General features: G+C 60.5%; 20 protein-coding genes. 2 read left to right on the top strand and 18 right to left on the bottom strand.

The annotated features are described in order from the left end of the window. Positions 1-169 precede the first annotated feature (169 nt). Positions 170-1,318 carry a branched-chain amino acid ABC transporter substrate-binding protein gene (locus AWB69_RS19800; RefSeq protein WP_062087794.1) on the bottom strand — a complete coding sequence of 383 codons (1,149 nt, stop codon included), beginning with the start codon at positions 1,316-1,318 and terminating at the stop codon, positions 170-172. A gap of 94 nt (positions 1,319-1,412) precedes the next feature. Continuing rightward, on the bottom strand, positions 1,413-5,345 hold the full coding sequence (gene putA, locus AWB69_RS19795; RefSeq protein ID WP_062087791.1) for a trifunctional transcriptional regulator/proline dehydrogenase/L-glutamate gamma-semialdehyde dehydrogenase: 3,933 nt from the start codon (positions 5,343-5,345) through the stop codon (positions 1,413-1,415). Between the two features lie 317 nt (positions 5,346-5,662). On the opposite strand from putA, the gene AWB69_RS47835 reads away from it, so the two are divergent. After that, positions 5,663-5,848: a hypothetical protein gene (locus AWB69_RS47835; RefSeq protein ID WP_156528904.1), complete on the top strand. Its 186-nt coding sequence runs from the start codon at positions 5,663-5,665 to the stop codon at positions 5,846-5,848. A gap of 67 nt (positions 5,849-5,915) precedes the next feature. On the opposite strand, the gene AWB69_RS19790 is transcribed toward AWB69_RS47835, so the two are convergent. Together AWB69_RS19790 and hemE are read right to left on the bottom strand one after the other, a co-directional pair. Then, complete coding sequence (locus AWB69_RS19790; RefSeq protein WP_062087815.1) at positions 5,916-8,195, bottom strand: primosomal protein N'; 2,280 nt, start codon at positions 8,193-8,195, stop codon at positions 5,916-5,918. 461 nt (positions 8,196-8,656) lie between these two features. Then, on the bottom strand, positions 8,657-9,745 hold the full coding sequence (gene hemE / locus AWB69_RS19785; RefSeq protein WP_062087789.1) for a uroporphyrinogen decarboxylase: 1,089 nt from the start codon (positions 9,743-9,745) through the stop codon (positions 8,657-8,659). A gap of 176 nt (positions 9,746-9,921) precedes the next feature. Here hemE and AWB69_RS19780 point away from each other — a divergent pair, with 176 nt between their 5' ends. Then, positions 9,922-10,797, top strand: coding sequence for a transporter substrate-binding domain-containing protein (locus AWB69_RS19780; RefSeq protein ID WP_082913482.1), 876 nt, complete (start codon positions 9,922-9,924; stop codon positions 10,795-10,797). Between the two features lie 121 nt (positions 10,798-10,918). Here the strand turns inward: AWB69_RS19780 and AWB69_RS19775 are convergent, their stop codons facing one another. The 14 genes from AWB69_RS19775 to AWB69_RS19710 all read right to left on the bottom strand — a co-directional run bounded on the left by AWB69_RS19775 (position 10,919) and on the right by AWB69_RS19710 (position 25,376). Then, positions 10,919-11,866: an alpha/beta hydrolase gene (locus AWB69_RS19775; protein ID WP_062087787.1), complete on the bottom strand. Its 948-nt coding sequence runs from the start codon at positions 11,864-11,866 to the stop codon at positions 10,919-10,921. 545 nt (positions 11,867-12,411) lie between these two features. Continuing rightward, a complete protein-coding gene (locus AWB69_RS19770; protein ID WP_062087785.1) occupies positions 12,412-14,142 on the bottom strand; it encodes an AMP-binding protein in 1,731 nt (576 codons plus the stop codon). A 267-nt stretch (positions 14,143-14,409) separates the two neighbouring features. Next, positions 14,410-14,835 carry a F0F1 ATP synthase subunit epsilon gene (locus tag AWB69_RS19765; protein ID WP_062087783.1) on the bottom strand — a complete coding sequence of 142 codons (426 nt, stop codon included), beginning with the start codon at positions 14,833-14,835 and terminating at the stop codon, positions 14,410-14,412. A gap of 77 nt (positions 14,836-14,912) precedes the next feature. Beyond that, entirely contained in the window at positions 14,913-16,307 is a 1,395-nt protein-coding gene (gene atpD / locus AWB69_RS19760) for a F0F1 ATP synthase subunit beta (protein ID WP_062087781.1), read from the bottom strand. Between the two features lie 68 nt (positions 16,308-16,375). Then, positions 16,376-17,278, bottom strand: coding sequence for a F0F1 ATP synthase subunit gamma (gene atpG, locus AWB69_RS19755; RefSeq protein ID WP_062087779.1), 903 nt, complete (start codon positions 17,276-17,278; stop codon positions 16,376-16,378). A gap of 87 nt (positions 17,279-17,365) precedes the next feature. Beyond that, positions 17,366-18,907: a F0F1 ATP synthase subunit alpha gene (gene atpA / locus AWB69_RS19750; protein WP_062087777.1), complete on the bottom strand. Its 1,542-nt coding sequence runs from the start codon at positions 18,905-18,907 to the stop codon at positions 17,366-17,368. A gap of 49 nt (positions 18,908-18,956) precedes the next feature. Continuing rightward, positions 18,957-19,496, bottom strand: coding sequence for a F0F1 ATP synthase subunit delta (locus tag AWB69_RS19745; RefSeq protein ID WP_062087775.1), 540 nt, complete (start codon positions 19,494-19,496; stop codon positions 18,957-18,959). 2 nt (positions 19,497-19,498) lie between these two features. Further along, a complete protein-coding gene (locus AWB69_RS19740) occupies positions 19,499-19,969 on the bottom strand; it encodes a F0F1 ATP synthase subunit B (protein ID WP_050382343.1) in 471 nt (156 codons plus the stop codon). A 137-nt stretch (positions 19,970-20,106) separates the two neighbouring features. After that, on the bottom strand, positions 20,107-20,379 hold the full coding sequence (gene atpE, locus AWB69_RS19735; protein ID WP_047895197.1) for a F0F1 ATP synthase subunit C: 273 nt from the start codon (positions 20,377-20,379) through the stop codon (positions 20,107-20,109). 134 nt (positions 20,380-20,513) lie between these two features. Then, positions 20,514-21,365 (bottom strand): F0F1 ATP synthase subunit A, encoded by an 852-nt coding sequence (gene atpB, locus AWB69_RS19730; protein WP_062087773.1) that lies wholly within the window; start codon positions 21,363-21,365, stop codon positions 20,514-20,516. Between the two features lie 194 nt (positions 21,366-21,559). Further along, positions 21,560-22,156 (bottom strand): ATP synthase subunit I, encoded by a 597-nt coding sequence (locus AWB69_RS19725; RefSeq protein ID WP_062087771.1) that lies wholly within the window; start codon positions 22,154-22,156, stop codon positions 21,560-21,562. A 338-nt stretch (positions 22,157-22,494) separates the two neighbouring features. After that, positions 22,495-23,634: an SLC13 family permease gene (locus AWB69_RS19720; RefSeq protein WP_062087769.1), complete on the bottom strand. Its 1,140-nt coding sequence runs from the start codon at positions 23,632-23,634 to the stop codon at positions 22,495-22,497. Positions 23,635-23,638: 4 nt separating this feature from the next. Next, a complete protein-coding gene (locus tag AWB69_RS19715; protein ID WP_062087767.1) occupies positions 23,639-24,568 on the bottom strand; it encodes a ParB/RepB/Spo0J family partition protein in 930 nt (309 codons plus the stop codon). Between the two features lie 37 nt (positions 24,569-24,605). Further along, on the bottom strand, positions 24,606-25,376 hold the full coding sequence (locus AWB69_RS19710; protein WP_062087811.1) for a ParA family protein: 771 nt from the start codon (positions 25,374-25,376) through the stop codon (positions 24,606-24,608). Positions 25,377-25,428: the final 52 nt, after the last annotated feature.

Genomic DNA, 25,428 nt, shown 5'->3' with positions numbered 1-25,428 from the left:
GGCTACACCTAAACCCTAAAAATAGCCGAAACCCAATGCTAGCGGAGGTTTCGGCTAATTGATGGGGAAAAGTACGGTCTAGTCTGCGCAAAGAAGAGCTCACATGAAAAAGCCCCGCAGCGCAGAACGCATGCGGGGCTTCGAAACCTCAAGCCAAACCCTCTGAACCTTACTTGCCACCCACGCTTTGCAGCGTCGTCCACTTGCCGTCGACGACCTTGTACAGCGTGATGCCGCCGTTCTTCAAATCGCCCTTCGAGTCATACGCGAGCTGCTTCGACGTCACGCCGGGCATGTCGGTCTTGGCGAGCAGCGGCAGGTACTTTGCCGGATCGGTCGAGTTTGCGGTCTTCATTGCCGAGAACATGGCCATTGCGCCGTCGTACGCGTACGGCGAGTACGTTTGCACGTCTTCGTTGAAGCGCGCCTTGTACTTCGCAACATAAGCCGCGCCACCCGGCATTTCATCAAGCGGCAAGCCGGCCAGCGATGCCACCGTACCGTCGGCTGAGTTGCCGGCGATCTTCAGGAACGTGTCGGTCTTGACCATTTCGCCCGCCATCAACGGCGCACGCAGGCCCAGCGTCTTCATCTGCTTGACCATCGGGCCAGCTTGCGAATCCGCACCGCCGTAGTACACGAGGTCCGGGTTCAACGACTTGATCTTGGTCAGGATGGCCTTGAAGTCAACGGCCTTGTCGTTGGCATACTCACGATCCACGATGGTCGCGCCCGATGCCTTCGCGGCCTTCTCGAACTGGTCGGCGAGACCCTGGCCATAGGCCGTGCGGTCATCGACAATCGCAATCTTCTTCATCTTCAGCGTCTTCACCGCGAACTCGCCGGCCACCGATCCTTGCTGCGTATCGGAAGTCATCATGCGAAACGCGGTCTTGTAACCTTGCGTCGTGTATTCCGGCGCGGTTGCCATTGCGATTTCGGGAATGCCGGCGTTCGCGTAGATGCGCGAAGCGGGGATCGTCGTGCCCGAGTTGAAGTGACCGAGCATGCCCTTGACGTTGTCGTCTACCAGCTTTTGTGCGACGGTCGTGCCGGTGCGCGGGTCAGCCTGGTCGTCGGCGGAATCGAGCACGATGCGAACCGGCTTGCCGCCGATCACGGGCTTGGTCGCGTTGAAATCTTCAACCGCGAGCACCACGCCGTTCTGGAAATCCTTGCCGTAGTGCGCTTGCGCGCCGGTCATCGGGCCGGCGAATCCTACCTTCACGTCTTCAGCGGTTTGAGCCTGAGCTGTTGCAGCAACCGACAGGCCGGCGACCAGCATTGCTGCTGCCAGCTTCTTCATCGTGTAATCCATAAACTCTCCTGATTCCCATGTAAGTGGCAGCGTGTGCCGGGATCGCCGTGCTTGCTGCCGTTTGTTTGAGCCGACCCGCCGTGCTGAATACAGCTCAGCCGATCGTCATCAAATTCGCATTGCCGCCCGCGGCCGCCGTGTTCACGCTCACCGAGCATTCCGTCAGCAACCGTTCGAGCGCGTAATCCTGCTCGCCATCGTGGGCGTCGTCGGCGAATGCCCCCGCCGGCACACCCTGCACCGAGACGATCGGTCCCGGGCGTTTCGCGACGTCCTTCACCAACGCCATCAATTCGTCGCTGTCACCTTCGAACAAGACCGCATCGAAGGCCGCATCCTGGCCCTTGCGCGTCGATGCATACGGCTTGATCGACGCCGGCAGCGCCGCCACGAGCTGTTCGCCCGCCGCGCCGGAAAACAGCGCCTTGTTGCCCGTGGCGAGCGCCGCGGCGAGTTGCGCGCGTGCACCGCTTGCCGTCGCTGCCACGCACAGCACCGTACCGCGTGCCCCAAGCGTGTAGGTGTTGCGCTCGCCAGTCGGACCGGGCAGCACGGCGGTCGCGCCAGCCATCACGTGTTGCAGATGGCCTTCGCAACGTGCCGCCGTTTGCGGATCGCGCTCGGCAATAGCCCAGTCGCGCAATGCGGTCAGCGCGGCCGGTGTTGCGTTCGCGGCCGTCTGGTCCACGATCAGCGCGCTTTCCAGCGATTTCGGCAAGCCCGTGGGGCGCTTGGCAAGGAGCCGCTGCAAGTACAGCGCGCCACCCGCTTTCGGTCCCGTGCCTGACAAACCTTCGCCGCCGAACGGCTGCACGCCGACCACCGCGCCAATCACGTTCCGGTTCACGTAGATGTTGCCCACGTGCGCGCGGCTGACCACGTGCGCGATGGTTTCATCAATGCGCGTATGGATGCCCAGCGTCAGCCCGTAACCCGTCGCTTTAATTTGGTCGAGCAGTTTATCAAGATGTGCCCGGCGATACCGCACTACGTGAAGTACCGGACCAAACACTTCGCGCTTCAACTCGTCGATGGAATCAAGTTCGATCAACGTCGGCGGGACAAACGTGCCTTGTGCGCAGCCTTCAGGCACCGGCAACTGCACGACATTGCGGCCCTTCTCGCGCATCGCTGCAATGTGCGCGTCGATGCTCTGCTTCGCTTCGGCATCGATCACAGGGCCGACATCGGTGGAAAGCCGGTCGGGGTTCCCCATCGAAAGCTGCTGCATGGCGCCGGTGAGCATGTTGAGCGTGCGATCCGCGACGTCGTCCTGCAGGCACAACACGCGCAGCGCCGAACAGCGTTGACCGGCGGAATCGAAGGAAGACTGCAATACGTCCGCGACCACTTGCTCGGCCAGCGCGGACGAATCGACGATCATCGAGTTCTGTCCGCCCGTCTCCGCGATCAGCGGAATCGGCCGGCCATCCGGATCGAGCCGTTCGGACAAGGTCTTGTTGATCAGGCGCGCGACTTCCGTCGATCCCGTGAACATCACGGCACGCGTACGCGGGTCGGCGACCAACGCCGCGCCCACGGTTTCACCATTGCCCGGCAGCAGTTGCACCGCGCCCGGCGGCACGCCGGCTTCGCGCAGGATGCGCACGGCTTGCGCGGCGATCAGCGGCGTCTGTTCAGCCGGCTTCGCGAGCACCGGATTACCGGCGGCGAGTGCTGCGGCCACTTGTCCCATGAAGATCGCGAGCGGGAAGTTCCACGGGCTGATGCACACCACGGGGCCCAGCGGGCGGTGCGTATCGTTGGAAAACTCGCTGCGGATCTGCGCCGAGTAATAACGCAGGAAGTCGATCGCTTCGCGAATCTCCGACACCGCATTCGCCAGCGATTTACCCGCTTCGCGCACGACCAGGCCCATCAGCGTATGCATCTGCGCTTCAAGCAGGTCGGCGGCGCGAGCGAGGCAATCGGCGCGTTCATCCACTGGCGTCGATTGCCAGATCGGCGCGGCGGCAACGGCGTTCGAAATAGCCAATGCGACTTGCTCCGGCGTCGCTTCGACCACCGTGCCTACGAGGTCGCGCAAGTCGGCCGGGTTGCGGACATCGCGTGCAACGCCCTCTACGGAATCAGCGGCTTCGAGCATGGGCGCCGCGCGCCACGGATGATTCGCGCTCGCCAGCAGCGCCGACGACAACGACGCCAGCCGATGCTCATTCGACAGATCGAAGCCCATCGAATTGAGGCGCTCGCTGCCGTACAACTGGCGCGGCAACGCGATCTTTGCATGAGGCAGACCAAGCGGCGTGAGCTTGGACGCTTCGTCGATAGGATCCTGCACCAGGTCGCTGACGGGAATCGTTCTATCGGCAATGCGATTCACAAACGACGTATTCGCGCCGTTCTCGAGCAGACGGCGCACGAGATACGCGAGCAGCGTTTCATGCGTGCCGACAGGCGCATACACGCGACACGGCCGGTTGAGCTTGTCGCGCCCGGTGACTTCTTCGTACAGCGGTTCGCCCATGCCGTGCAGGCACTGGAACTCGTACTGGCCGGGGTAATAATTCCCGCCGGCAAGATGGTAGATAGCCGACAGCGTGAATGCGTTGTGCGTCGCGAATTGCGGATAAACGGCATCGGGCGCGCCGAGCAGTTTCTTCGCGCAGGCCACGTAGGAAATGTCCGTGTAGATCTTGCGCGTATAGACCGGATAACCTTCGAGGCCATCGACTTGCGCGCGCTTGATTTCGGAATCCCAGTACGCGCCTTTGACCAGCCGAACCATGATCCGATGACGGCTGCGACGCGCCAGATCGATCAAATAATCGATAACAAACGGGCAGCGCTTTTGATAAGCCTGCACCACGAAACCGATGCCGTTCCAGCCGGCCAGTTCCGGATCGAAGCACAGCGCCTCGAGCAGATCGAGCGAAATTTCCAGCCGGTCGGCCTCTTCCGCATCGATGTTCAAGCCAATGTCGTAACGCCGCGCGAGCAACGCCAGCGCTTTCACGCGCGGCAGCAACTCGGTCATCGTGCGTTCCTGCTGCGAGCGCGAGTAACGCGGATGCAGCGCGGACAGCTTGATGGAAATTCCCGGGCCTTCGTAAATGCCGCGCGATCCGGCCGCCTTGCCGATCGCGTGAATGGCCTGCTCGTACGACGCGTAATAGCGAACCGCATCCTCTTCCGTCGTCGCGGCTTCGCCGAGCATGTCGTAGGAATAACGGAAACCGCGCGCTTCGAACTTGCGGCTGTTTGCGAGCGCTTCCGAAATCGTCTCGCCGGTAACGAATTGTTCGCCCATCAACCGCATGGCCATATCGACGCCCTTGCGGATCAGCGGCTCACCGCCGCGTCCGATCAGGCGCGTCAACGCCGACGACAACCCCGCTTCGCTATTCGTCGTCACCAGCTTGCCGGTAATCATCAGGCCCCACGTCGCCGCGTTCACGAACAGCGAGGGCGCCTGGCCCATATGCGAGCGCCAGTCGCCCTTGCTGATCTTGTCGCGGATCAGCGCGTCGCGCGTGGCGCGATCGGGAATGCGCAGCAAAGCTTCCGCAAGACACATCAACGCGACGCCTTCCTGGCTGGACAGCGAAAACTCATGAATCAGCCCTTCGACACCACCGCCCGTTTGCTTCTTGCGCAGCGCTTCGACAAGCTTCGTCGCCATTGCATTCGTTTCAGCGGCGACACTGGCCGGCAGCCGCGCCTGGCCGATCAGGAAGGGCAAGCATTCCGGTTCCGGACGCCGGTACGCGGCCGTGATCGCGGCGCGCAGCACGGATTGCGGCTGCACGTTCTGGGCGAAATCGAGGAAGGGATGCGGCGCACCGTCTTCCTCAGAGTCGGTGTGCCCGGAAGGATCCAGCGAATCGGCTGAACCCATTGCACCGGACAGTTCAGGTGGCAACTGTCCATGTTCGATGCGTTCGAGATACGCGAAGATGGCTTGCTTGATGAGCCAGTGCGGGGTCCGTTCGAGCCGCGTGGCGGCGTCTCTCAGGCGGGTGCGCAGCAGATCGTCGACTTTGACGCCCAGGGTGGTGCTCGCCATATATCCTTCCTTGCCGGAATCGGAACCGGCGATAGCTTGAAAAGTGGCCGAATCGTAACCCGCTCATAAAAAAGGTGCAACCACATTTCGAGACGGGTTGCACCTTTAGAAAGTCCTTTTGGAACAAGGGATTACGGGTAATTGAGTATGGCGGTTTGGGCTAGGCCTGCTCTAGGATTTCGCGTTTGATAATTTTTCTTGGGTCACCCCTAATTAATTGCTGCCTGGTGCCGATAAGAACTGGTACGGCCATACCAGCGATGAAACTTTGCGGGCCGTCTAAACATTCAGCCGCACGGTTTCGGGGAGAAGAGGATATGAGCACCTGGATGATTTTTTGCAGCGTTTGGGCGATATGCGCGCTATGCGTGGTGCTGTTCATCCGCGGCGCGCATCCGTACGTCGAGCGTCCCGACGGCGACAGCCGGGACAACGGGAATGACTTGACGGTAGGCGGCCTGACGGTTGCACGCGTGCACGGCACGGACCACGGCAATAGCTGAGAGCCTACGAGGGGACGCCGGGCGGCGCGCGGTTAAAAGCCGCCCATCGGCGTGCGAGCGAGCGCCCCTAAATATCGAGCGGATCGACCTCGACGTTCCATCGGATCACGCCTTTTACCTTGAGACTGCGTAACGCCGGCTGCCAGGCCCGCAACGCATTCTGCAACACGGCCCGCGACGCGCATTCCAGCAACAACTGCGCGCGATGCACGTTAAACACCTTCACGATAGTCAGCGGCACCGCGTCGTACACGGTCACGCGTTCAGCGCCGGCCAGCGTGGCGAACTCCGCTGCCGCCGCTCCCAGAAAGTCCAGCGCGGCCTCGAGCGTGCGCCCTTCGGCGCGAAGCATTGCCTGATAGACGAACGGCGGCAGATGCGCGTCGCGGCGCTCAGCCAGCGTGGAATTGGCAAAACCAACGTAATCGTGCCGGGCCAGCGCGTGATAAAGCGCGTGCCGCGCGTAGCGCGTCTGGATCATCACTTCACCCGGCAAGCCTGCGCGTCCGGCGCGGCCGCTCACCTGCATCAACTGGGCAAAAAGCCGCTCGCTTGCCCGGAAATCGTGGGAGAAAAGCGCGGTATCGGCGTTGAGCACGCCGACCAGCGTCACGCGCTGAAAGTCGTGGCCCTTCGCGATCATCTGCGTGCCAACGAGGATATCGACCTCGCCCGCGTGGACATCGGAGAAAAGCGCTTGTGCGCTGCCCTTGCGCCGCGTGCTGTCGGCATCAATACGTAACACCCGCGCTCCCGGCACCGCCGTCGCGAGCGTTTCTTCCACGCGCTGCGTGCCGCGGCCCATTGGCGCGATATCCACATTGCCGCAATCCGGGCAGGACTTGGGAATCCGCGATTCCCAGCCGCAATGGTGGCAACGCAGCGCGCGTTCAGGCTTGTGAAGCACGACATAGGCGCTGCATCGCGGGCAGCCTGCGACCCAGCCGCAGGCGTCGCACGAAAGGATGGGCGCGTAACCGCGCCGGTTGAGGAACACGAGGCTTTGCTCGCCGCGTTCCAGGCGCGTTTTCATCGCGGCAATGAACGGCCCCGACAAACCCTCCACCGACGCCCGTCCCCGCTGCCGCTCCTCCTCCAGATCGATCAGCCGGACACTCGGCAAAACCGCCGTTGCCACGGCGCGCCGCGTCAGCGTGAGCTTGGTGTATCGGCCCTGCTCGGCCTGCCACCAGCTTTCGAGCGATGGCGTCGCCGACCCCAGCACAACCGGAATCTCCAGCTTGTTCGCCCGATAAACCGCGAGATCGCGCGCCGAATAGCGCAAGCCTTCCTGCTGCTTGTAGGCGGGATCGTGTTCCTCATCGACGACAATCAGCGCCAGCTTCGGCAACGACGCCAGGATCGCCAGGCGCGTCCCGAGCACGAGCCGCGCGCGGCCTGTGTGCGCCGCGAGCCAGTTGCGCGCACGTTCGCCTTCGGCCAGCCCGCTATGCATTGTCACGATGGCCCCCTCCGGCAACGCGGCGAAACGCGTGCGGAATGCGGCTTCGAATTGCGGCGTGAGGTTGATTTCCGGGACCAGCACGAGCGCTTGCGCGTCGGGGCGCGACCCGAGCAGATCGGCCAGTGCGTGGAGATAGACCTCGGTTTTGCCGCTGCCGGTCACGCCGTGCAGCAAGAACGCGGCGAAGCCTTTCGCGCCGGTAATGGCATTGACGGCATCGGACTGCTCCGCGGTCAATCGCGGCAAAAGCACGTCGCTCGCGTGCAGCGCGGCCTTTTCGACCGCAGGCGCGAGCGCAATGTCCTGCTCCGGCCCATCACCGGTTTCCAGCGAGGTTTCCAGCAATACCCATCCGCGCATCTGCCATTCATCGAGCGTCGCACGTGCTTTCGGATGCAGCGCGCGCGCCTCTGCGGCTGGCAACGTGGGATTCGCGGCGAGGGCATCGGCGAGACGGCGCAGCGCGGTCGCGCGCACCGGAAGCGCGTCGGGCAGACTTGCGCGCCCTTCCGGCATCAGCCGATACCGCTCCTCCGGCGCGAGCAATTTCGCCCAGCGCGAGGCGTCGCGCAGAACCTGGGGCAACGCGGGCAGCGCCACTTCGCCCAGACCGCGCTGGTAATACTCGGCCGCGAACAGCGTCAGCGCGCGCCATTCATCGGCGAGTGGCGCGAGCGTGCTGCAAATGGCAGCCACATCGCGCAACTTGTCTGCGGGCACCTCGGTGTGATCGGTGACCTCGCAAATCAGGCCAACCGCGTCGCGACGTCCGAACGGAATCCGTACCAGCATGCCGGGCAGCGGCGTTGCGGCCAGATCGTATCGATAGTCGAAAAGCGTTGACAGAGGATGGTCCAGCGCGACCCGGACAAAGACGCTCAATTGACGCACCCGCCGCAAGCCGCGCTGGTGCAACTACTCAACCTGAGCATGGGGCCGTGCGTGGCGTAGTTAAAGTGAAACATCACAATCGACGCTAAGCTGCGGATTATTTTTGAGATTTCCAAGCTTTCCACAGGCCTGTGGATAACTTTGTTGAGAACTTTGATTGACAGGGACAAAAATTGGCGATCTCGCTTGTTGTGTGCGGTAGCCCACATTCCGGGTCGCTCTCAAATTTCTCTTATTAATCATGTATTTGAAGACACAAACCATGCCCTCATGATGGCGCTTAAGTCTGATTTGAAGATTGCGCGCCGCAACGTACAAAATGTGCATAAGTCAACTCTTGACATCGGCGGAACGGCCAATCTACGGGCATGTCGCGGCATTCTTGCCTTGCCGCCCAAACGTTAAACGTGAACTTTTCGTGACGCACAGCAGCAATCTTTTTTGATCAAATGTCAGTTCTTTGCGCGGATGGCACGGCTATGGCGATGGACTTCATCGACCAGTTCCGCGACGTTCTCCGGACGCGTGAACTGCGAAATACCGTGGCCGAGATTGAAGACATGGCCCGGGAAATTGCCGAAGCTGTCGAGCACGGCGCGCGCCTCGGTGCGAATCACGGCTGGCGACGCGAACAGTACCGATGGATCGATGTTGCCCTGGAGCGCGACCCGATTGCCCACTTTTTCGCGCGCCTGGCGCAGGTTCACGGTCCAGTCGAGCCCGACCGCGTCCACGCCGATTGCCGCGATCTGTTCCAGCCACAGACCACCGCCCTTCGTGAACGTGATGACCGGCACCTTGACGCCGTCGTGCTCGCGTTTCAATCCGGCGACCACCTTCGCGATGTAGTCGAGCGAGAAGCGTTGATACGCGCCGTCGGCCAGCGCACCGCCCCAGGTGTCGAAGATCATCACGGCTTGCGCGCCCGCTTCGATCTGCGCGTTCAGATAAGCGACGACCGCCTGCGCGTTGATATCGAGGATGCGATGCATCAGGTCCGGCCGCGTGTAGGCCATGGCCTTGACCGTGTGGTGATCGGGCGATCCGCCGCCTTCCACCATGTAGCAGGCGAGCGTCCAGGGGCTGCCCGAAAAACCGATCAGCGGCACTTTCTGGCGGCCTTGCGCGTCGGTAAGCGCGCGGCGGATCTGCGAGACGGCGTCGGTCACGTAGCGCAGCGTGTTGTCGATATCCGGCACGTGCAGCTTGGCGACGTCCTCTTCCGTGCGAACCGTGCGCTCGAATCTCGGGCCTTCGCCCTGGACGAAATTCAGGCCGAGGCCCATTGCGTCGGGAATGGTCAGGATGTCCGAGAACAGGATGGCGGCGTCGAGCGGGAAGCGCTCCAGCGGCTGAAGCGTGACTTCCGTTGCGTAATCGGGATTGGTCGCGAGGCCCAGGAAGCTACCGGCACGCGAACGCGTGGCGTTGTATTCGGGCAGATAGCGTCCTGCCTGACGCATTAGCCAGATCGGCGTGTAGTCGGTGGGCTGGCGCTGCAGCGCGCGCAGGAAAGTGTCGTTCAGGAGTGTGGAAGGCACGTGGCTTGGAGCGTAGGGCAAAGGGGCATTCTACCGGACGGGGGTTTGCGTTCGTACTCATGGCCCGGGGTTTTTGGGGTAGCGGCAGGTGCCGGCCTGATCCTCCTCAAACAGGGTGCGAACGACGGACCCCTTCGATATCATCGGCGACAGAAATAATCTTTCGAGGAGTGTCGATGAAAGTTCTTGCCCCTGGTTGCGTGTCGCTTCGCGGTATCTTTCGCACAGGTGCTTGCGCCCTGCTGCTCGGCTTCGCCATCGGCGCGCAGGCGCAAACCGTGCAGGCCGGCAGCATCACCGCGGCACCCAACGCGACGTCACCAGCCGGCACACCGGCAGCCGCGCCCGCTCCATCGAGACTCGACGACATCCTCGCCCGCGGCACGCTGCGCGTCTGCACCACGGGCGACTACAAGCCGTACTCGTTCCTGAGGCCGGACGGCCAGTTCGAAGGCATCGACATTGATGCCGCACAAAACCTCACGCAGTCGATGAACGTGAAAGCCGAGTTCATCAAGACGTCGTGGTCGAACCTGATGAACGATTTCGTCGCGAAGTGCGACATCGCGGTCGGCGGGGTTTCAACCTCGCTCGAACGACAGAAACGCGCATTCTTTACGCAGCCGTACATGGTCGACGGCAAGACGCCCATCGTCCGCTGCGCCGACGTCGATAAATACCAGACCGTCGCGCAAATCGATCAACCTGGCGTGCGCACCATCGTCAACCCGGGTGGCACGAACGAGAAGTTCGCGAAGCAGTTCTTCACGCATTCGCAACTGATCGAATACCCGGACAACGTGACGATCTTCAAGCAAATCCTCGACGGCCAAGCCGACGTGATGGTCACCGACGCCTCCGAAACGCTGCTCCAGCAAAAGCTGAATCCCGGCTTGTGCTCGGTCCATCCGGACAAGCCTTTCCAGTTCGGAGAAAAGGCGTACCTGCTGCCGCGCGGCGACGTGGTGTTCCAGCAATACGTCGATCAATGGCTGCACCTGTCGCGCTCGACAGGCGAGTTTCAGGCGATGCTCGATAAATGGCTGAAGTGAGGGCGGAGGCGGCCGGGGTCAGGCCGCTTTTTTCCGCACAACAGCTGACGCAAGCCGGGTTCAGCGTGCTCAAAGCTTCACGTAATCTCTACGTAAGCTGATGTCGCCCGGCATCGAAAAGTCAACGCGCTGCATGTAACAATTCACCGAAGCGCGCTGACGTTTTTTTCATCCAGGCCGCCGCCGCTTTCGAATGCGCCTGAATTCTGCCGAAGCCGTGAGTCATGTCGTGCGCGTCGATAACCTCGGTGCGCCCGCCATTTGCTTCCAGAAAACGCGCAAATTCGTGAGCATCGTCGTAGAGCGGATCGTAGGCTGCGGCGACGATCAACGCCCGCGCCGGCGTCCGATCGTAGGATTGCGCGAGCGGGAACGCGCGCACGTCGTCGTCGGCGGGCGGTTCGGCCGTGAGGAATTGGGCCCAGTAAAAGCGCATCTCTTCGGTGGACAAGCCCGGCCCTTCCGCGTTGGCGGTAAAGCTGCCGCCTTCGAAACGGCAACGCGCCACCGGATAGATCAACAACTGCGCCGTGACCAGACCGGCCACGCGGTCGTTCGCAGCACGCGCAACCACGGCCGCAAGATGACCGCCCGCGCTGTCGCCGGCCACGCCCAGCCGGTTGGTTGCGAAGCCCAGACGCGAACGATGCTCGGCAAGCCATAGCAGCGCGTCGAGCGCATCCTCAACAGGCACGGGGAACGGATGCTCCGGCGCCATCCGGTAATCCACGCTCACCACCGCGCAATGCGAGTCCGCGGCGAAGCGCGCGACCATCAGGTCGTGCGTCTCAAGATCCCCGACTACCCAGCCGCCGCCATGCAGATAGACCACGAGAGGTAACGGCTTCCTGGCCCCCGCCGGCCGATAAACCCGCGCCCGCAGGGTACGTCCGTCGAGCGGCAGGACCGTGTCTTCAACATCTACCCCAGCCGGACGCGGCGCGGCGAACTCACGCGCGACGTCCTGGAACTGCCTCCGGATGGCGATTGGTCCAGCATCAGCCGGCAGCTCGGGGAACGCTGCGGCAACCTTGGCGTAGTAAGCGAGAAGGTCTGCGTCGATGGTCATGCGGTTGTCTCCAGTGCGGTTCGCCGCCCGGTCGGGTCGACGGTTTTTGATTGTCCTTAAAATCGACATATCGCGCTCGGCAGCGCAAGCATTTCTAAAAACCGCCGAAATATCGGCTTGTAAATCACAATAATGGGCAAGTGTGGACGGAATAATCGTTGAGCCTTGTGCGTCAGGGGTTACAACCTGAAACACTTTGTTACGGTGATGCCCTGATTATTCGCCCACAATCTCTTCAACGGTCTCAACACGGATGTGATCGGGTGCAGCGTTGGTGAACTACAACGTCTAGTTGCACTCATCGGTCGGCCTGGTGCCGAATCCCGCCTACAGGGACATGTTTGTTGCGGTCGTTGGCCGATGAAAATTGTATCGGCCTTGTCCCACCCTTGGTCTCCTCGCGCTAACCCCGTAGCGTGTGGTTTTTAGCGGGCTCCAGGCCCGCTTTTTTTTCGTCTGTACAAACGTTTGCGTAAGGATTTAAATGGTCGCCGTGATTATTCCGGCGGCCATTTTCAGTTGTGGATCTCGGTAGATACCCGCAGTCACGCAGTTTTAGCCTCCGATAGCTTCAGTTCCTCGATCATCTTCGCTCGCATGATGAACTTCTGAACCTTGCCGGTGACCGTCATCGGCAACTCGTCGACAAAGCGGATATGCCGCGGAATCTTGTAGTGCGCGATCTGGCCCTGACAGAACTCGCGGATGTCTTCCACCGTTGCATGCTCACCTTGCCGAAGCACAATCCACGCGCACACTTCCTCGCCGTATTTACTGTCTGGAACACCAAATACCTGCACCGATTGAATCTTCGGATGCCGGAACAGGAATTCTTCGATTTCGCGGGGATAAATGTTCTCGCCACCGCGAATCAGCATGTCCTTTAAACGTCCGACAATATTGCAATATCCCTGAGGGTCGAGGGTCGCCAGATCGCCGGTATGCATCCAGCCATCGATAATCGCTTCACGCGTTTTTTCTTCGTCGCCCCAGTACCCTTTCATTACCGAATACCCGCGCGTGCAGAGTTCGCCCGTCTCGCCAACCGGCACGATTTCACCCAGCGGACCGACCAGCTTCACCTCCAGATGCGGCTGGATCTGACCGACGGTCGTGGTGCGTTTATCGAGCGGATCGGTGGTCGAGCTTTGAAACGACACTGGGCTCGTTTCGGTCATCCCGTACGCGATGGTGATTTCGCCCAGGTGCATCCGCGAGACCACCTTTTTCATCGTTTCGATAGGACACGGCGATCCCGCCATGATCCCGGTACGCAAACGGCTGAGGTCGTACTTGTCGAAGTTCGGCAGATCGAGTTCTGCGATAAACATCGTCGGCACACCGTGCAACGCGGTGCAGCGCTCTTCATCGACAGCGGCGAGCGTCGCGGCGGGATCGAAGGCTTCGCCCGGGAACACCATCGCCGCGCCCACCGACACGCACGCCAACACCGCCAGGACCATGCCGAAGCAGTGATACAGGGGCACGGGAATGCACAGCGAATCCTGTTCGGACAGCAGCATGGAGCGCGCGATGTAGCGGCCGTTGTTCACCACGTTGTGATGCGTGAGCGTGGCGCCCTTGGGGTTGCCGGTGGTGCCGCTCGTGAACTGGATGTTGATGGGATCGTCGGCGCTGAGCGTCGATTCCAGCACGTCGAGTTGCGCCGTGTCGAGCCGATCCCGGCCGCGCGACATGACATCGGGGAAACGCAGCATGCCCGGCGTCGAACCCTCGCCCATTCGGATCACGGCACGCAAGCCGGGGAAACGGGCGGCATCGAGTGAACCAGGTTCGGCGGTAGCCAGTTCCGGCGCGAGCGTTTGCAGCATCTCCAGATACTTCGATGTCTTGAATTGTTCCGCCGCGATCAACGCCTTGCAGCCGACCTTGTTCAACGCGTACTCAAGTTCCGCAAGCCGATACGCCGGGTTGATATTCACCAGGATCGCGCCAATCCGGGCAGTGGCGAATTGCGTGAGCAGCCATTCCGACCGATTCGGCGACCAGATGCCCACGCGGTCACCCGCTTCCACACCGAGCGCTGACAGGCCGGATGCGAGGACATCGACTTCGTCGGCAAATTCACGCCAGCTCCAGCGTATGTTTTGCTCGCGGAAGATCACCGCGGGACGGTCGGGGTATGTCGCGGCTGTAGCGCGCAGGAGACGGGAAACGGTGGCGTCGCTCAGCGGGATATCCGTCGAGCCGCGAACATAAGACAGGCCGTCGCGTGGTTCGATCTGCGGCCCGGCGTGCGTAGGTTGGGTAGGCATATCGAAGGTCTCCTCCGTGGAATGGCGCGCTATAAGATAAGACGAGGACGAAGCGCCATGAAAGCGATTCGGAAGGCCAATTGTGCATCGCGAGGGAGCGCCAGGGCATTGAGTCTTACCCGCAAAAACCTGCGGATCAACGCATGTTCGTTATGCAGTTTTGTGTGGAAGCGCGTGGATCCTGGGCGCATGTGCTGGCGTTCTGAGCGCACATAAAAAAAGCAGCCCGAAGGCTGCTTTTTCATCTCGCCAGACTCGCGAAAAGCTTTAGTGATTACCACGCAGTTTCCGCAGGCGCTGAATTGCCGCGATTTGAGCCGTCGCGTACGCCAGCTCCGCTTGCGCGGTTGCGTACTCGAGGTTCGAACCCGTGTTCTGCAACGCTTCTTCAGCGCGCTTCTTCGCGTCCTGCGCCTTGGCTTCGTCGAGATCCTGACCACGGATCGCGGTATCGGCAAGAACCGTCACCACGCCCGGCTGAATCTCGAGAATCCCGCCTGCAACGAACACAAACTCTTCGTCACCGTTCTCCGCTTCGATACGCACCGCACCCGGACGAATCCGCGTGATAAGCGGCGTGTGGCCCGGCAGAATGCCGAGTTCACCCGCTTCGCCTGGCAGTGCGACGAACTTCGCCCGGCCCGAGAAGATCTGCTCTTCCGCGCTGACGACGTCTACTTGAATTGTTGCCATATCGACTCCCTTCGACCAGTGTATTACGAGGCGCTCGCTTTGGATGAAGCGAGCGCCCTCTGCGTTACACCCGATCCTTACTGGATCTTCTTAGCCTTTTCGAAGGCTTCGTCGATCGTGCCGACCATGTAGAACGCCTGCTCCGGCAGATGATCACATTCACCTTCCACGATCATCTTGAAGCCGCGGATGGTTTCCTTCAGCGGCACGTACTTGCCCGGCGAGCCCGTGAAGACTTCCGCGACGTGGAACGGCTGCGACAGGAAACGCTGGATCTTACGAGCGCGCGCAACCGCGAGCTTGTCTTCCGGCGCGAGTTCGTCCATGCCCAGAATCGCGATAATGTCGCGCAATTCCTTGTAGCGCTGCAGCGTTTGCTGCACACCGCGCGTGATGGCGTAGTGCTCTTCACCAATCACGTTCGGGTCGATCTGACGCGAGGTCGAATCGAGCGGGTCTACTGCCGGATAAATACCCAGCGAAGCAATATCACGCGACAACACGACGGTTGCGTCCAGGTGACCAAACGTGGTCGCCGGTGACGGGTCGGTCAAGTCATCGGCAGGAACGTACACGGCTTGCACCGAGGTGATCGAGCCGGTTTTCGTCGACGTGATCCGTTCTTGCAGACGGCCCATTTCTTCAGCCAGCGTAGGCTGATAGCCCACTGCCGACGGCATACGTCCCAGCAGAGCCGACACTTCCGTACCAGCCAGCGTGAAACGGTAGATGTTGTCCACGAAGAACAGCACGTCCAGACCTTCGTCACGGAAATGCTCGGCCATCGTCAGGCCGGTCAGCGCCACGCGCAGACGGTTGCCCGGCGGCTCGTTCATCTGGCCGTACACCAGCGCAACCTTGTCCAGAACGTTCGAGTCCTTCATTTCATGATAGAAGTCGTTCCCTTCGCGGGTACGCTCGCCAACACCGGCGAACACGGAATAACCACCGTGCTCTTTAGCGATGTTGTTGATCAGTTCCATCATGTTCACGGTCTTGCCCACGCCGGCACCACCGAAGAGACCCACCTTACCGCCCTTCGCAAACGGGCAGATCAAGTCAATCACCTTGATACCGGTTTCGAGCAGTTCAGTAGACGGCGACAGTTCTTCGAACTTCGGCGCCTTCTGGTGAATGCCGCGCGTGATGTCCGAGTTGATCGGACCCGCTTCGTCAATCGGACGACCCAGCACGTCCATGATCCGGCCCAGCGTCGGCTTGCCGACCGGCACGCTGATCGGCTTGCCGGTGTTCTTCACCACCGTACCGCGACGCAATCCGTCCGATGCACCCAGACAAATGGTGCGGACCACGCCGTCGCCCAGCTGTTGCTGAACTTCGAGCGTCAGGTCCGAACCTTCCAAAACGAGCGCGTCGTAGATTTTCGGCATGTCGGAACGCGGGAATTCCACGTCGATAACCGCGCCGATGCACTGTACGATCTTGCCTTCTACCAAAGCAGTAGTACTCATCGCATTTCCTTTAGATACTTGATTCTTCACTCGCGCGACAAGCGCAGTTCGATTCGACGCTTGGGCGATCAACCGACCGCTGCCGCGCCACCGACGATTTCTGACAATTCCTTCGTAATCGCTGCTTGCCGGCTCTTGTTGTACACGAGCTGCAATTCACCGATCACGGTCTTCGCGTTATCCGACGCAGCCTTCATGGCGACCATGCGAGCCGATTGCTCCGATGCCATGTTTTCCGCCACTGCCTGATACACGAGCGCTTCGACATAACGCACGAGCAGTTCGTCGACGACGGTCTGCGCATCCGGCTCGTAGATGTAATCCCACGATGTCTTCGGCGTAACCGGCTCGCTGTTTTTATCGAGGCCGTCCTTGCGCGCGAAATCGCTCGCCGACAACGGCAGCAATTGCTCGATCACGGCTTCCTGCTTCATCGTGTTGACGAAGCGCGTGAACGCCAGATAGACCGCGCTGATCTTGCCTTCCGAATACAGGTCGAGCTGAACCTTGATCGCGCCGATCAGCTTTTCCAGATGCGGCGTGTCGCCCAGATGCGTGACTTGCGACACGGTCTTGGCCTTCAACCGGTTCAGGAAGCCCAGACCCTTGCTGCCGATCGCCGATGCTTCGATCGTCTTGCCCTGCTGCTCCAGCTCCTTGAACTTCAGGAGCGCAGCACGCAGGATGTTCGTGTTCATGCCGCCGCACAGACCTTTGTCGGTCGTGACGAGGATCATGCCGGCCGCTTTCGCGCCCTTGTTCTCAACCATGAACGGGTGGCGATACTCAGGCGTGGCAGCGCTCATATGAGCCGCGACGTCGCGGATCTTGTCGGCATACGGGCGAGCAGAGCGCATGCGCTCCTGCGCGCGGCGCATTTTCGACGCAGCCACCATTTCCATCGCCTTGGTGATCTTGCGCGTGTTTTGCACGCTCTTGATCTTGCCGCGGATTTCCTTCATTCCAGCCATTGCTTACTCCATGATCGAAGTGGCGCGGGATGCTTCGTTGGTTCTGAAAGCGGCCCGCGCCGCTTCAAAGTTCGACCAATACGAGGATCAGTAAGCGCCCGACTTCTTGAAGTCCTTCAGCGCGGCATGCAATGCGCCTTCGTCGTCCTTCGACAAGTCTTTGTTCTGTTCGATGCGATTGATCACGTCCGCGTGCTTCGTTTTCAAGTAGTCGCGAAGACCCTTTTCGAACGGCAGCACCTGAGCAACTTCGAGATCGTCGAGGTAACCGTTGTTCGCGGCGAACAGCGCGATCGCCAGTTCCCACACTTGCAGCGGCTGATACTGCGGCTGCTTCAGCAATTCCGTCACGCGGCGGCCGCGCTCCAGTTGCTTACGTGTAGCTTCGTCCAGGTCCGATGCGAACTGCGAGAACGCGGCCAATTCACGATACTGCGCCAAGTCGGTACGAATACCGCCGGACAGCTTCTTGATGACCTTGGTCTGCGCTGCACCGCCGACTCGCGACACGGACACGCCTGCGTTAATAGCAGGACGAATACCGGCGTTGAACAAGTCGGTTTCCAGGAAGATCTGGCCGTCCGTAATCGAGATCACGTTCGTCGGAACGAATGCGGTCACGTCGCCGGCTTGCGTTTCAATGACCGGGAGTGCCGTCAGCGAACCGCTCTTGCCCTTCACTTCGCCGTTCGTGAACTTCTCAACGTAGTCTTCCGACACGCGAGCAGCACGCTCCAGCAAACGCGAGTGCAGGTAGAACACGTCGCCCGGATACGCTTCACGGCCCGGCGGACGGCGCAGCAGCAGCGAAATCTGACGATACGCCCATGCTTGCTTGGTCAAATCGTCATACACGATCAGCGCGTCTTGACCGCGATCGCGGAAGTATTCGCCCATCGTGCAACCGGCGTACGGTGCGAGGTATTGCATCGCAGCGGATTCCGAAGCCGAAGCCGCGACCACGACGGTGTATTCCATCGCGCCGCTTTCTTCCAGCTTGCGCACCACGTTCATGATCGACGAGGCTTTCTGACCGATAGCAACGTAGATACAGAAGAGGTTCTTGCCTTTCTGGTTGATGATCGCGTCAATGGCCACGGCCGTCTTGCCGCACTGGCGGTCGCCAATGATCAGCTCGCGCTGGCCACGGCCAATCGGCACCATTGCGTCGATGGACTTCAGACCCGTTTGAACCGGCTCGGAAACCGACTTACGCCAGATCACGCCCGGTGCAATCTTTTCGACCGCGTCGGTCATCTTTGCGTTGACCGGACCCTTGCCGTCGATAGGCACGCCCAGTGAATCGACCACACGGCCGAGCAGTTCCGGACCCACCGGCACTTCAAGAATGCGGCCCGTCGTCTTGACGATGTCGCCTTCCGAAATGTGTTCGTATTCGCCCAAAATCACGGCGCCAACCGAATCGCGCTCGAGGTTCAGCGCGAGGCCGAAGGTGTTGCCCGGGAATTCGAGCATTTCGCCCTGCATCACGTCCGACAAACCGTGAATACGCACGATACCGTCGGTCACGGAAATCACAGTGCCTTGGTTGCGAACATCGGCGCTCGCTTCCAGGCCCTGGATCCGGCTCTTGATCAGCTCGCTGATCTCAGAGGGATTGAGTTGCATTAGTCACTCCTGATAGTCAATTCTTTACGTGCGCCGGCGCAAAAGCGCGTCAGGCGGACAGAGCCGTCTGCATGCTCGCGAGACGCGCGCGGACCGAGGTATCGAGTACTTCGTCGCCTACCGTCACGCGAACACCGCCAATCAGCGACTTATCGACTTCAACAGTAGGTTTCAGCTTGCAGTGGAACTTGCGTTCGAGATTCGCGACAAGGTCGGTCAACTGTGCGCCTTCCAGCGGGAATGCGCTGACAATCAGCGCATCGGCCGCACCTTCGCGGGAATTCTTCAGCTCGTCGAACTGCACGGCAATTTCCGGCATCAGCGTCAGCCGGTGGTTGTCCACCAGCATCCGCACCAAGTTCTTGGCCTCCGGCTGTTGCGCGAGCGGTGATTTCACCGCCGTCAACAACAGCTCGCTGACCTGATCGCGGCTCACTTTCGGGCTCGTCGCGATGGACAGCACTTCAGGCAGACGCGCAACCTGAGCCAGCTCCTCGACGAAGTCGGACCAGGCGGCGAGCTCACCCGCTTCGGCCACGCGGAATACGGCTTCTGCGTACGGTCGTGCGATGGTTGCAAGTTCGGCCATGATCAGAGCTCGGTTTTGAGTTGATTCAGCATCTCGGCATGAACCGATTGATCGACTTCGCGCTTCAGGATCTGCTCGGCGCCCTTCACGGCCAGCGCCGCGACTTCGCCGCGCAATGCTTCGCGCGCCTTGACGACTTGCTGGTCTGCGTCGGCCTTTGCTTGTGCAATGATGCGCGCAGCTTCAGCTTGAGCGTTAGCCTTGATTTCGTCGGCGACTGCGACTGCGCGCTTTTCAGCATCCGCAATACGCTGCTGGCCGTCGTTACGGGCTTGCGCGAGTTCCTGGTCGACGCGCTTATGTGCGGCTTCGAGTTCGGCCTTGCCCTTTTCGGCGGCTGACAAGCCGTCGGCGATCTTCTTCGAGCGCTCATCCAGGGCGTTGATCAACGGCGGCCACACGAACTTCATCGTGAACCACGCGAGGATCAGAAACACGACCATTTGCGCAAACAGGGTTGCGTTGAGATTCACGGTGTTTCCTTAAACGTTGCTAATCCGGAGAGTGAAACGGCAAGGCGCCTGATCGAAGCTTGCATCGATTAAGCGCCGTCGCACGTTCCGTCCTGCGCTCGTAGCTTGAAAGCTCGAGCGCACACTTCCGAGGAACCTCAGCCTGCGGCGAGCTTCGACAGCAGCGGGTTCGCGAACGCAAACAGCATTGCCACACCAACGCCAATCAGGAACGCCGCGTCGATCAGACCAGCCAAGAGGAACATCTTGGTTTGCAGCGGGTTCATCAGTTCCGGCTGGCGAGCGCACGCTTCAATGTACTTGCCACCCATCAGGCCGATACCGATACAGGCGCCGATTGCACCCAGGCCGATGATGATGCCGATACCGATGGCGGTCAGACCCTGGATGTTGGCGATGAAAGCGTTCATGACTACTCCTATGTGAAAAAGACTTTGGAACTAGATTTATAAAATTGAAACTCGATACGATTCTGCTGACTTTTGGTTCACCGCTGCGGCGTTCTGCAGCGTTTTACCGAACTACCGTGAGCCTTCCCTGATTCTTAGTGCGAGTCATGCGCCTGGCCGAGATACACCAGCGTCAGCATCATGAAAATAAACGCCTGCAGCAACACGATCAGAATGTGGAAGATCGCCCAAACCGTCCCTGCAACTACGTGGCCCAAAAAGCCGAGCACAGAGGCGTCCGCGCCGAAGTGCCACATGCTGCCGAGCAGCGCGATCAGCAGGAACAACAGTTCGCCTGCGTACATGTTGCCGAACAGCCGCATGCCGAGGGAAACCGTCTTGGCGACGAACTCGATGATGTTGAGTGCGAGGTTCGGGATCCACAGCAGCGGATGCGCGCCGAACGGAGCGGACAGCAGTTCGTGAATGAAACCGCCGGCGCCCTTGATCTTGAAGTTGTAGTAAATCATCAGCACGAACACGCCGATAGCAATGCCGAGCGTGCCGTTCAGGTCAGCCGTGGGGACCACGCGCATGTGCGGGAACGTCTCCGACAGACCGAGCCAGCCGATCACGCGCGTGGGCAAGTCAACGGGGATGAAGTCGAGTGAGTTCATGAGCGCGACCCACACGAACACGGTGAGTGCGAGCGGTGCGATGAAGCGGCGGCTGCCGTGGATCATCGACTTCGACTGGTCTTCAACCATCTCGACCAGCATCTCGATGGCGCACTGGAAACGTCCCGGCACGCCGGACGTTGCTTTGCGCGCTGCCAGACCAAGAATGATGATCGTGACGATGCCGCACAAGATCGACCAGAACAACGTGTCGAGATTCCAGACGTGGATGTCGAAAATCGACGTCTGTTGCGAGGTGGAAAGATTCTGCAAGTGGTGCGCGATGTACTCCGACGGATCCATCGCGCGCGTTCCTTCGCTAGCTGCCATAACGTTAAAGCCACCCAAATTGTCGAAAATCTTCCGCCGCCCGCGTGATCCTCGAGCCGCCACTTCGTTGGCGGTTCGCAGGGCACGGGCCCGCGTGCAGGACATGAAATCCGCACGTATTATTTTGCTCTGATACCGTTGGCACTTCACTTACCTGGCGCGTAAAGCCTGGTAGGCAGGCTGCTTAGCGCGCCTTATTTCCAGGCCATCGCGATCCAGTACGTCTTCAACGCGATGAGGTACGTCACCAGCAACGGCACCCACAGCACGCCTTTGAAACCGTACGCGATCGCTACGAACATGCCGATGGTCGCGCCCATCTTGATTGCTTCGCCGATCACCCAGCTTGCGATGGTTTCGGCACCGCTCTTCGCTTTCAAACGTGCTGCGAACAATGCGCTCGGCACCCAGCAAATCGCTCCCCCGAGGAACGCTGACAGCGCAGCAGCGCCCGGTGGACTGTAGAACAGCCACCATGCCAACGTCGCACACAGGGATAAAACCATTTGCGCCGCCACCACCTTGAACGGCGTGACACGCGATGGACGACTCACTCCGGGACCAAACAGCGTCTCCGCCTCTGCCCGCGTAAGCGGAACAGTCTTGTTATCTTGCGCTTCGGCGTCCCACGAATCCTCAAACGGATGATCCGATGCACGGCTCGACTGACCAGAAGAAGTGGAGTTGGGCGTTGAACCGGACGTCTTGTGTCCGATCAAATCAGCGGCAGGGCGTGAATCGCGCCCATCTTGCCCGCCTTCCGGCGCTCGATCCTGCTCTCGCACCGCCATCACACATCTCACTAAAGTCAGTTGCAACCTGCGCATCGACCGTCCGCATTTATCGTCCGCATTGCCGTGCATTTGTGGCTGGATTCAGCCACATACTTACGTTGCGCTTTCGGGGTCGCCAAGCTGATAAATCCGGGGGATTGTAAGCGATTGTTGTCACAGATTCAATAGCTTAGGGCCATCAAAAAACACGCGGCCAAGCCTTAAAAATACGTCTCTGAAAGGAGATTTCGCTTGTACCGACAACGAGTTTGATTGACGCCGGATGTGCAGTGGTTTCACGTCGTTTTTCAGCAGGACACGGATCGCATTGCGTGCATCGCACCATTTTCATGTGATCAAACGAGCCATGCTCCGGCAGCCGCTGCGACGATCCAGAACGGAATCGAGATGAGGTGAAACGGACCCCACATGCCACGTTCACCCGACAGTCGAACGGCAATCAGATTGGCAAGCGAACCAATCGCGATGCCAAATCCGCCTACGCTCACACCGAACGCCAGTGCTCGCCAATCTTTCGAAAACTCCGCGAGCATGATTGCCGCCGGAACGTTGCTGATTCCCTGGGACAACACGGCGCCGGCCGCATACGCCTTGAGTGGCGAATCGAGGCCAAGGCTTGCGATTGCGTGATTCACCCATGGCAACGCGGCCACGCTGCGCAGCACGATGAACATCAGCACGAAGATCAGCAACAGCAACCAGTCGATCTTCAACACGACCTGACGTCGCCACAACAGGAAGCCTAGTGCAACGGCGGCCAGGCCGATACCGGCATAGTGGGCGTCGGCGAGAATGACGAACGCGATGAACGCAACGCCCGCTACCGTGCAGAGCGGGATATCGACGGGATGCGTTTCGGTATCGCCGGAAAGATCGAGCGTCCGGTTGTGAAACATCACGGCGGCCAGCGCGTAAAGCATCACCATGAGCGCTGCACATAAGGGCAGCAGCGCCCACACGAACCCGCCGAATGACACGCCGCTCGTCTGCCAGAGGAACAGGTTCTGCGGGTTGCCGAGCGGCGTCAGGATTGACCCGGCATTCACCGCGATCGCGATGAAAATCACCAGCCGCTTGATGGGGAGCGGTGCGAGCTTGTGCAGCGATAGAGTCAAAGGCACGACGGCGAACAGCGCGACGTCGTTGGTGAGCAAAGTCGAGAGCACTGCAGCAAGGCCGATCAGCAGAAACGCGAGTCCGCGTTCACCATGAATCCGATGTACAACGCGGTGCGCCATCCACATCAGGAAACCCGACAGCTCCACCGCCTTGGTCAACATCAGCAAGCCGGCAAGCGTCAGCACGGTCTGCCAGTCGATCAACCCGGGTAGCGACGCCCACGGCTTCGGATGCAGGACTTGCAGCGCGATGAGCGCCACAATCAGAATCACCAGCACGGGTTCTTTGGTAACGAGAGCCCATGTTTTGGCCAAAAAATTCGCCTGGACGGACCTGGCGTCCGCGGGAGACTGCATCGGCCTACGCCTGCGCCGCAGATACGTTGTCCGTAGTTTCCGCTTTGCCGTTGCCGGTGCCCGTGCGCAGCCGTCCCAAAATGCCTTCGAGCGCATCGAGGTTGCCGAAATCGATTTGCAACTTGCCGCGCCCTCGCCCGCTCATCTTGATCTTCACATTCGCCGACAGCAGGTCGGACAATTCCTCTTCAAGCCGGCGCGTGTCGCGGCCGCCGTCGTTCGCCGCGCGCGCTTTCGTAGCGGGCGCTTCCCTGGTTGTCGATGAAACCAGCTTTTCAGTCTCGCGCACCGACATGCGCCGGTTGACCACCTGGTTGGCCAACTGGATCTGCGTGGCGGCATCGACGGCGAGCAGCGCACGGGCGTGGCCCATGTCGAGATCGCCAGCGAGCAACATGGTTTGAACCGGCATGGCCAGGTTAAGCAGGCGGAGCAAATTCGATACTGCGCTACGCGAACGCCCGACTGATTCTGCCGCTTGCTCGTGCGTGAAATCGAATTCATCGAGGAGACGCTGGATGCCCTGCGCCTCTTCCAGCGGATTCAGGTCCTCGCGCTGGATGTTTTCGATCAGCGCCATGGCCGCAGCGGCCTGATCCGGCACGTTCTTCACGAGCACCGGCACTTCGTCAAGACCTGCGAGTTTCGCAGCCCGGAACCGCCGCTCGCCGGCGATGATCTCGTACCGGTCGTCGCCAATCGAACGCACGAGGATCGGCTGCATCACGCCCTGCGCCCGGATGCTGGCGGCAAGTTCCTGCAACGCACCTTCGTCCATACGCGTACGCGGCTGGTACTTGCCGGCTTGCATGACGTCGAGGCGTAGAACGCTCGGCAACCCTTCGCTGCGCACGGCTTCGGTGATGTCAGAGCTACCACCCAACAGGGCTTCCAGCCCACGCCCAAGGCCCTTCTTCTTCATCGTTGCGTTCATCTTGCTTCCTCGTTCTGCCATCTTGACGCTGTGTCCGTTAAAGCGCGCGTACGCGCTCGATCATTTCCGTACCGAACTGGATATACGCCTGCGCGCCACGCGACGCCCGGTCAAACACGACACCCGGCAAACCGTAACTGGGCGCCTCGGCCAGACGGACATTGCGGGGAATGACGACGTCGAAGAGCTTGTCGCCGAAATGCTGTTTCAGTTGATCCGATACTTGTTGCTGCAACGTAATGCGTGGATCGAACATGACGCGCAACAATCCGATCACCTTCAGGTCGCGGTTGAGGTTCGCATGGACCTGCTTGATCGTGTTGACCAGGTCAGACAGGCCTTCGAGGGCGAAATACTCGCACTGCATCGGGATAACGACGCCATGGGCGGCGCACAAACCGTTCAGTGTAAGCAGCGACAAAGCCGGCGGGCAATCGATGAGGATGAAATCGTAGTCGCTTTCGACCTCGGTCAAAGCCTTGCGCAGCACGCGTTCGCGGTTTTCCACGCCGACCAGTTCCACCTCCGCCCCCGCGAGTTCGCGGTTAGCCGGCACAACGTCGTAGCCGACTGCGTCCGTACGGGTGCAGGCATCACGCACCGTCACGCTGTTGACCAGCACGTCGTACACGGTGTTCTCGACCGCCGCTTTGTCGATACCGCTTCCCATGGTGGCATTGCCCTGCGGGTCCAGGTCGATCAGCAAGACGCGCTGGTCGAGCGCCGCCAGGCTCGCCGCGAGGTTGACTGCTGTCGTCGTCTTTCCGACACCGCCCTTCTGGTTCGCGACGCAGAAGATCTTTGCCATCGTGATGTGTCCCTTTTTTTCTGACTGGATTTCAGGCGCGCGTGAGATGTCG

Origin of the sequence: Caballeronia udeis (assembly GCF_001544555.2) — a bacterium.
In the GTDB taxonomy this organism is placed as follows: domain Bacteria; phylum Pseudomonadota; class Gammaproteobacteria; order Burkholderiales; family Burkholderiaceae; genus Caballeronia; species Caballeronia udeis.
Note: the sequence above shows the minus strand (reverse complement) of the source record. Positions and strands in the feature narration are given on the sequence as shown.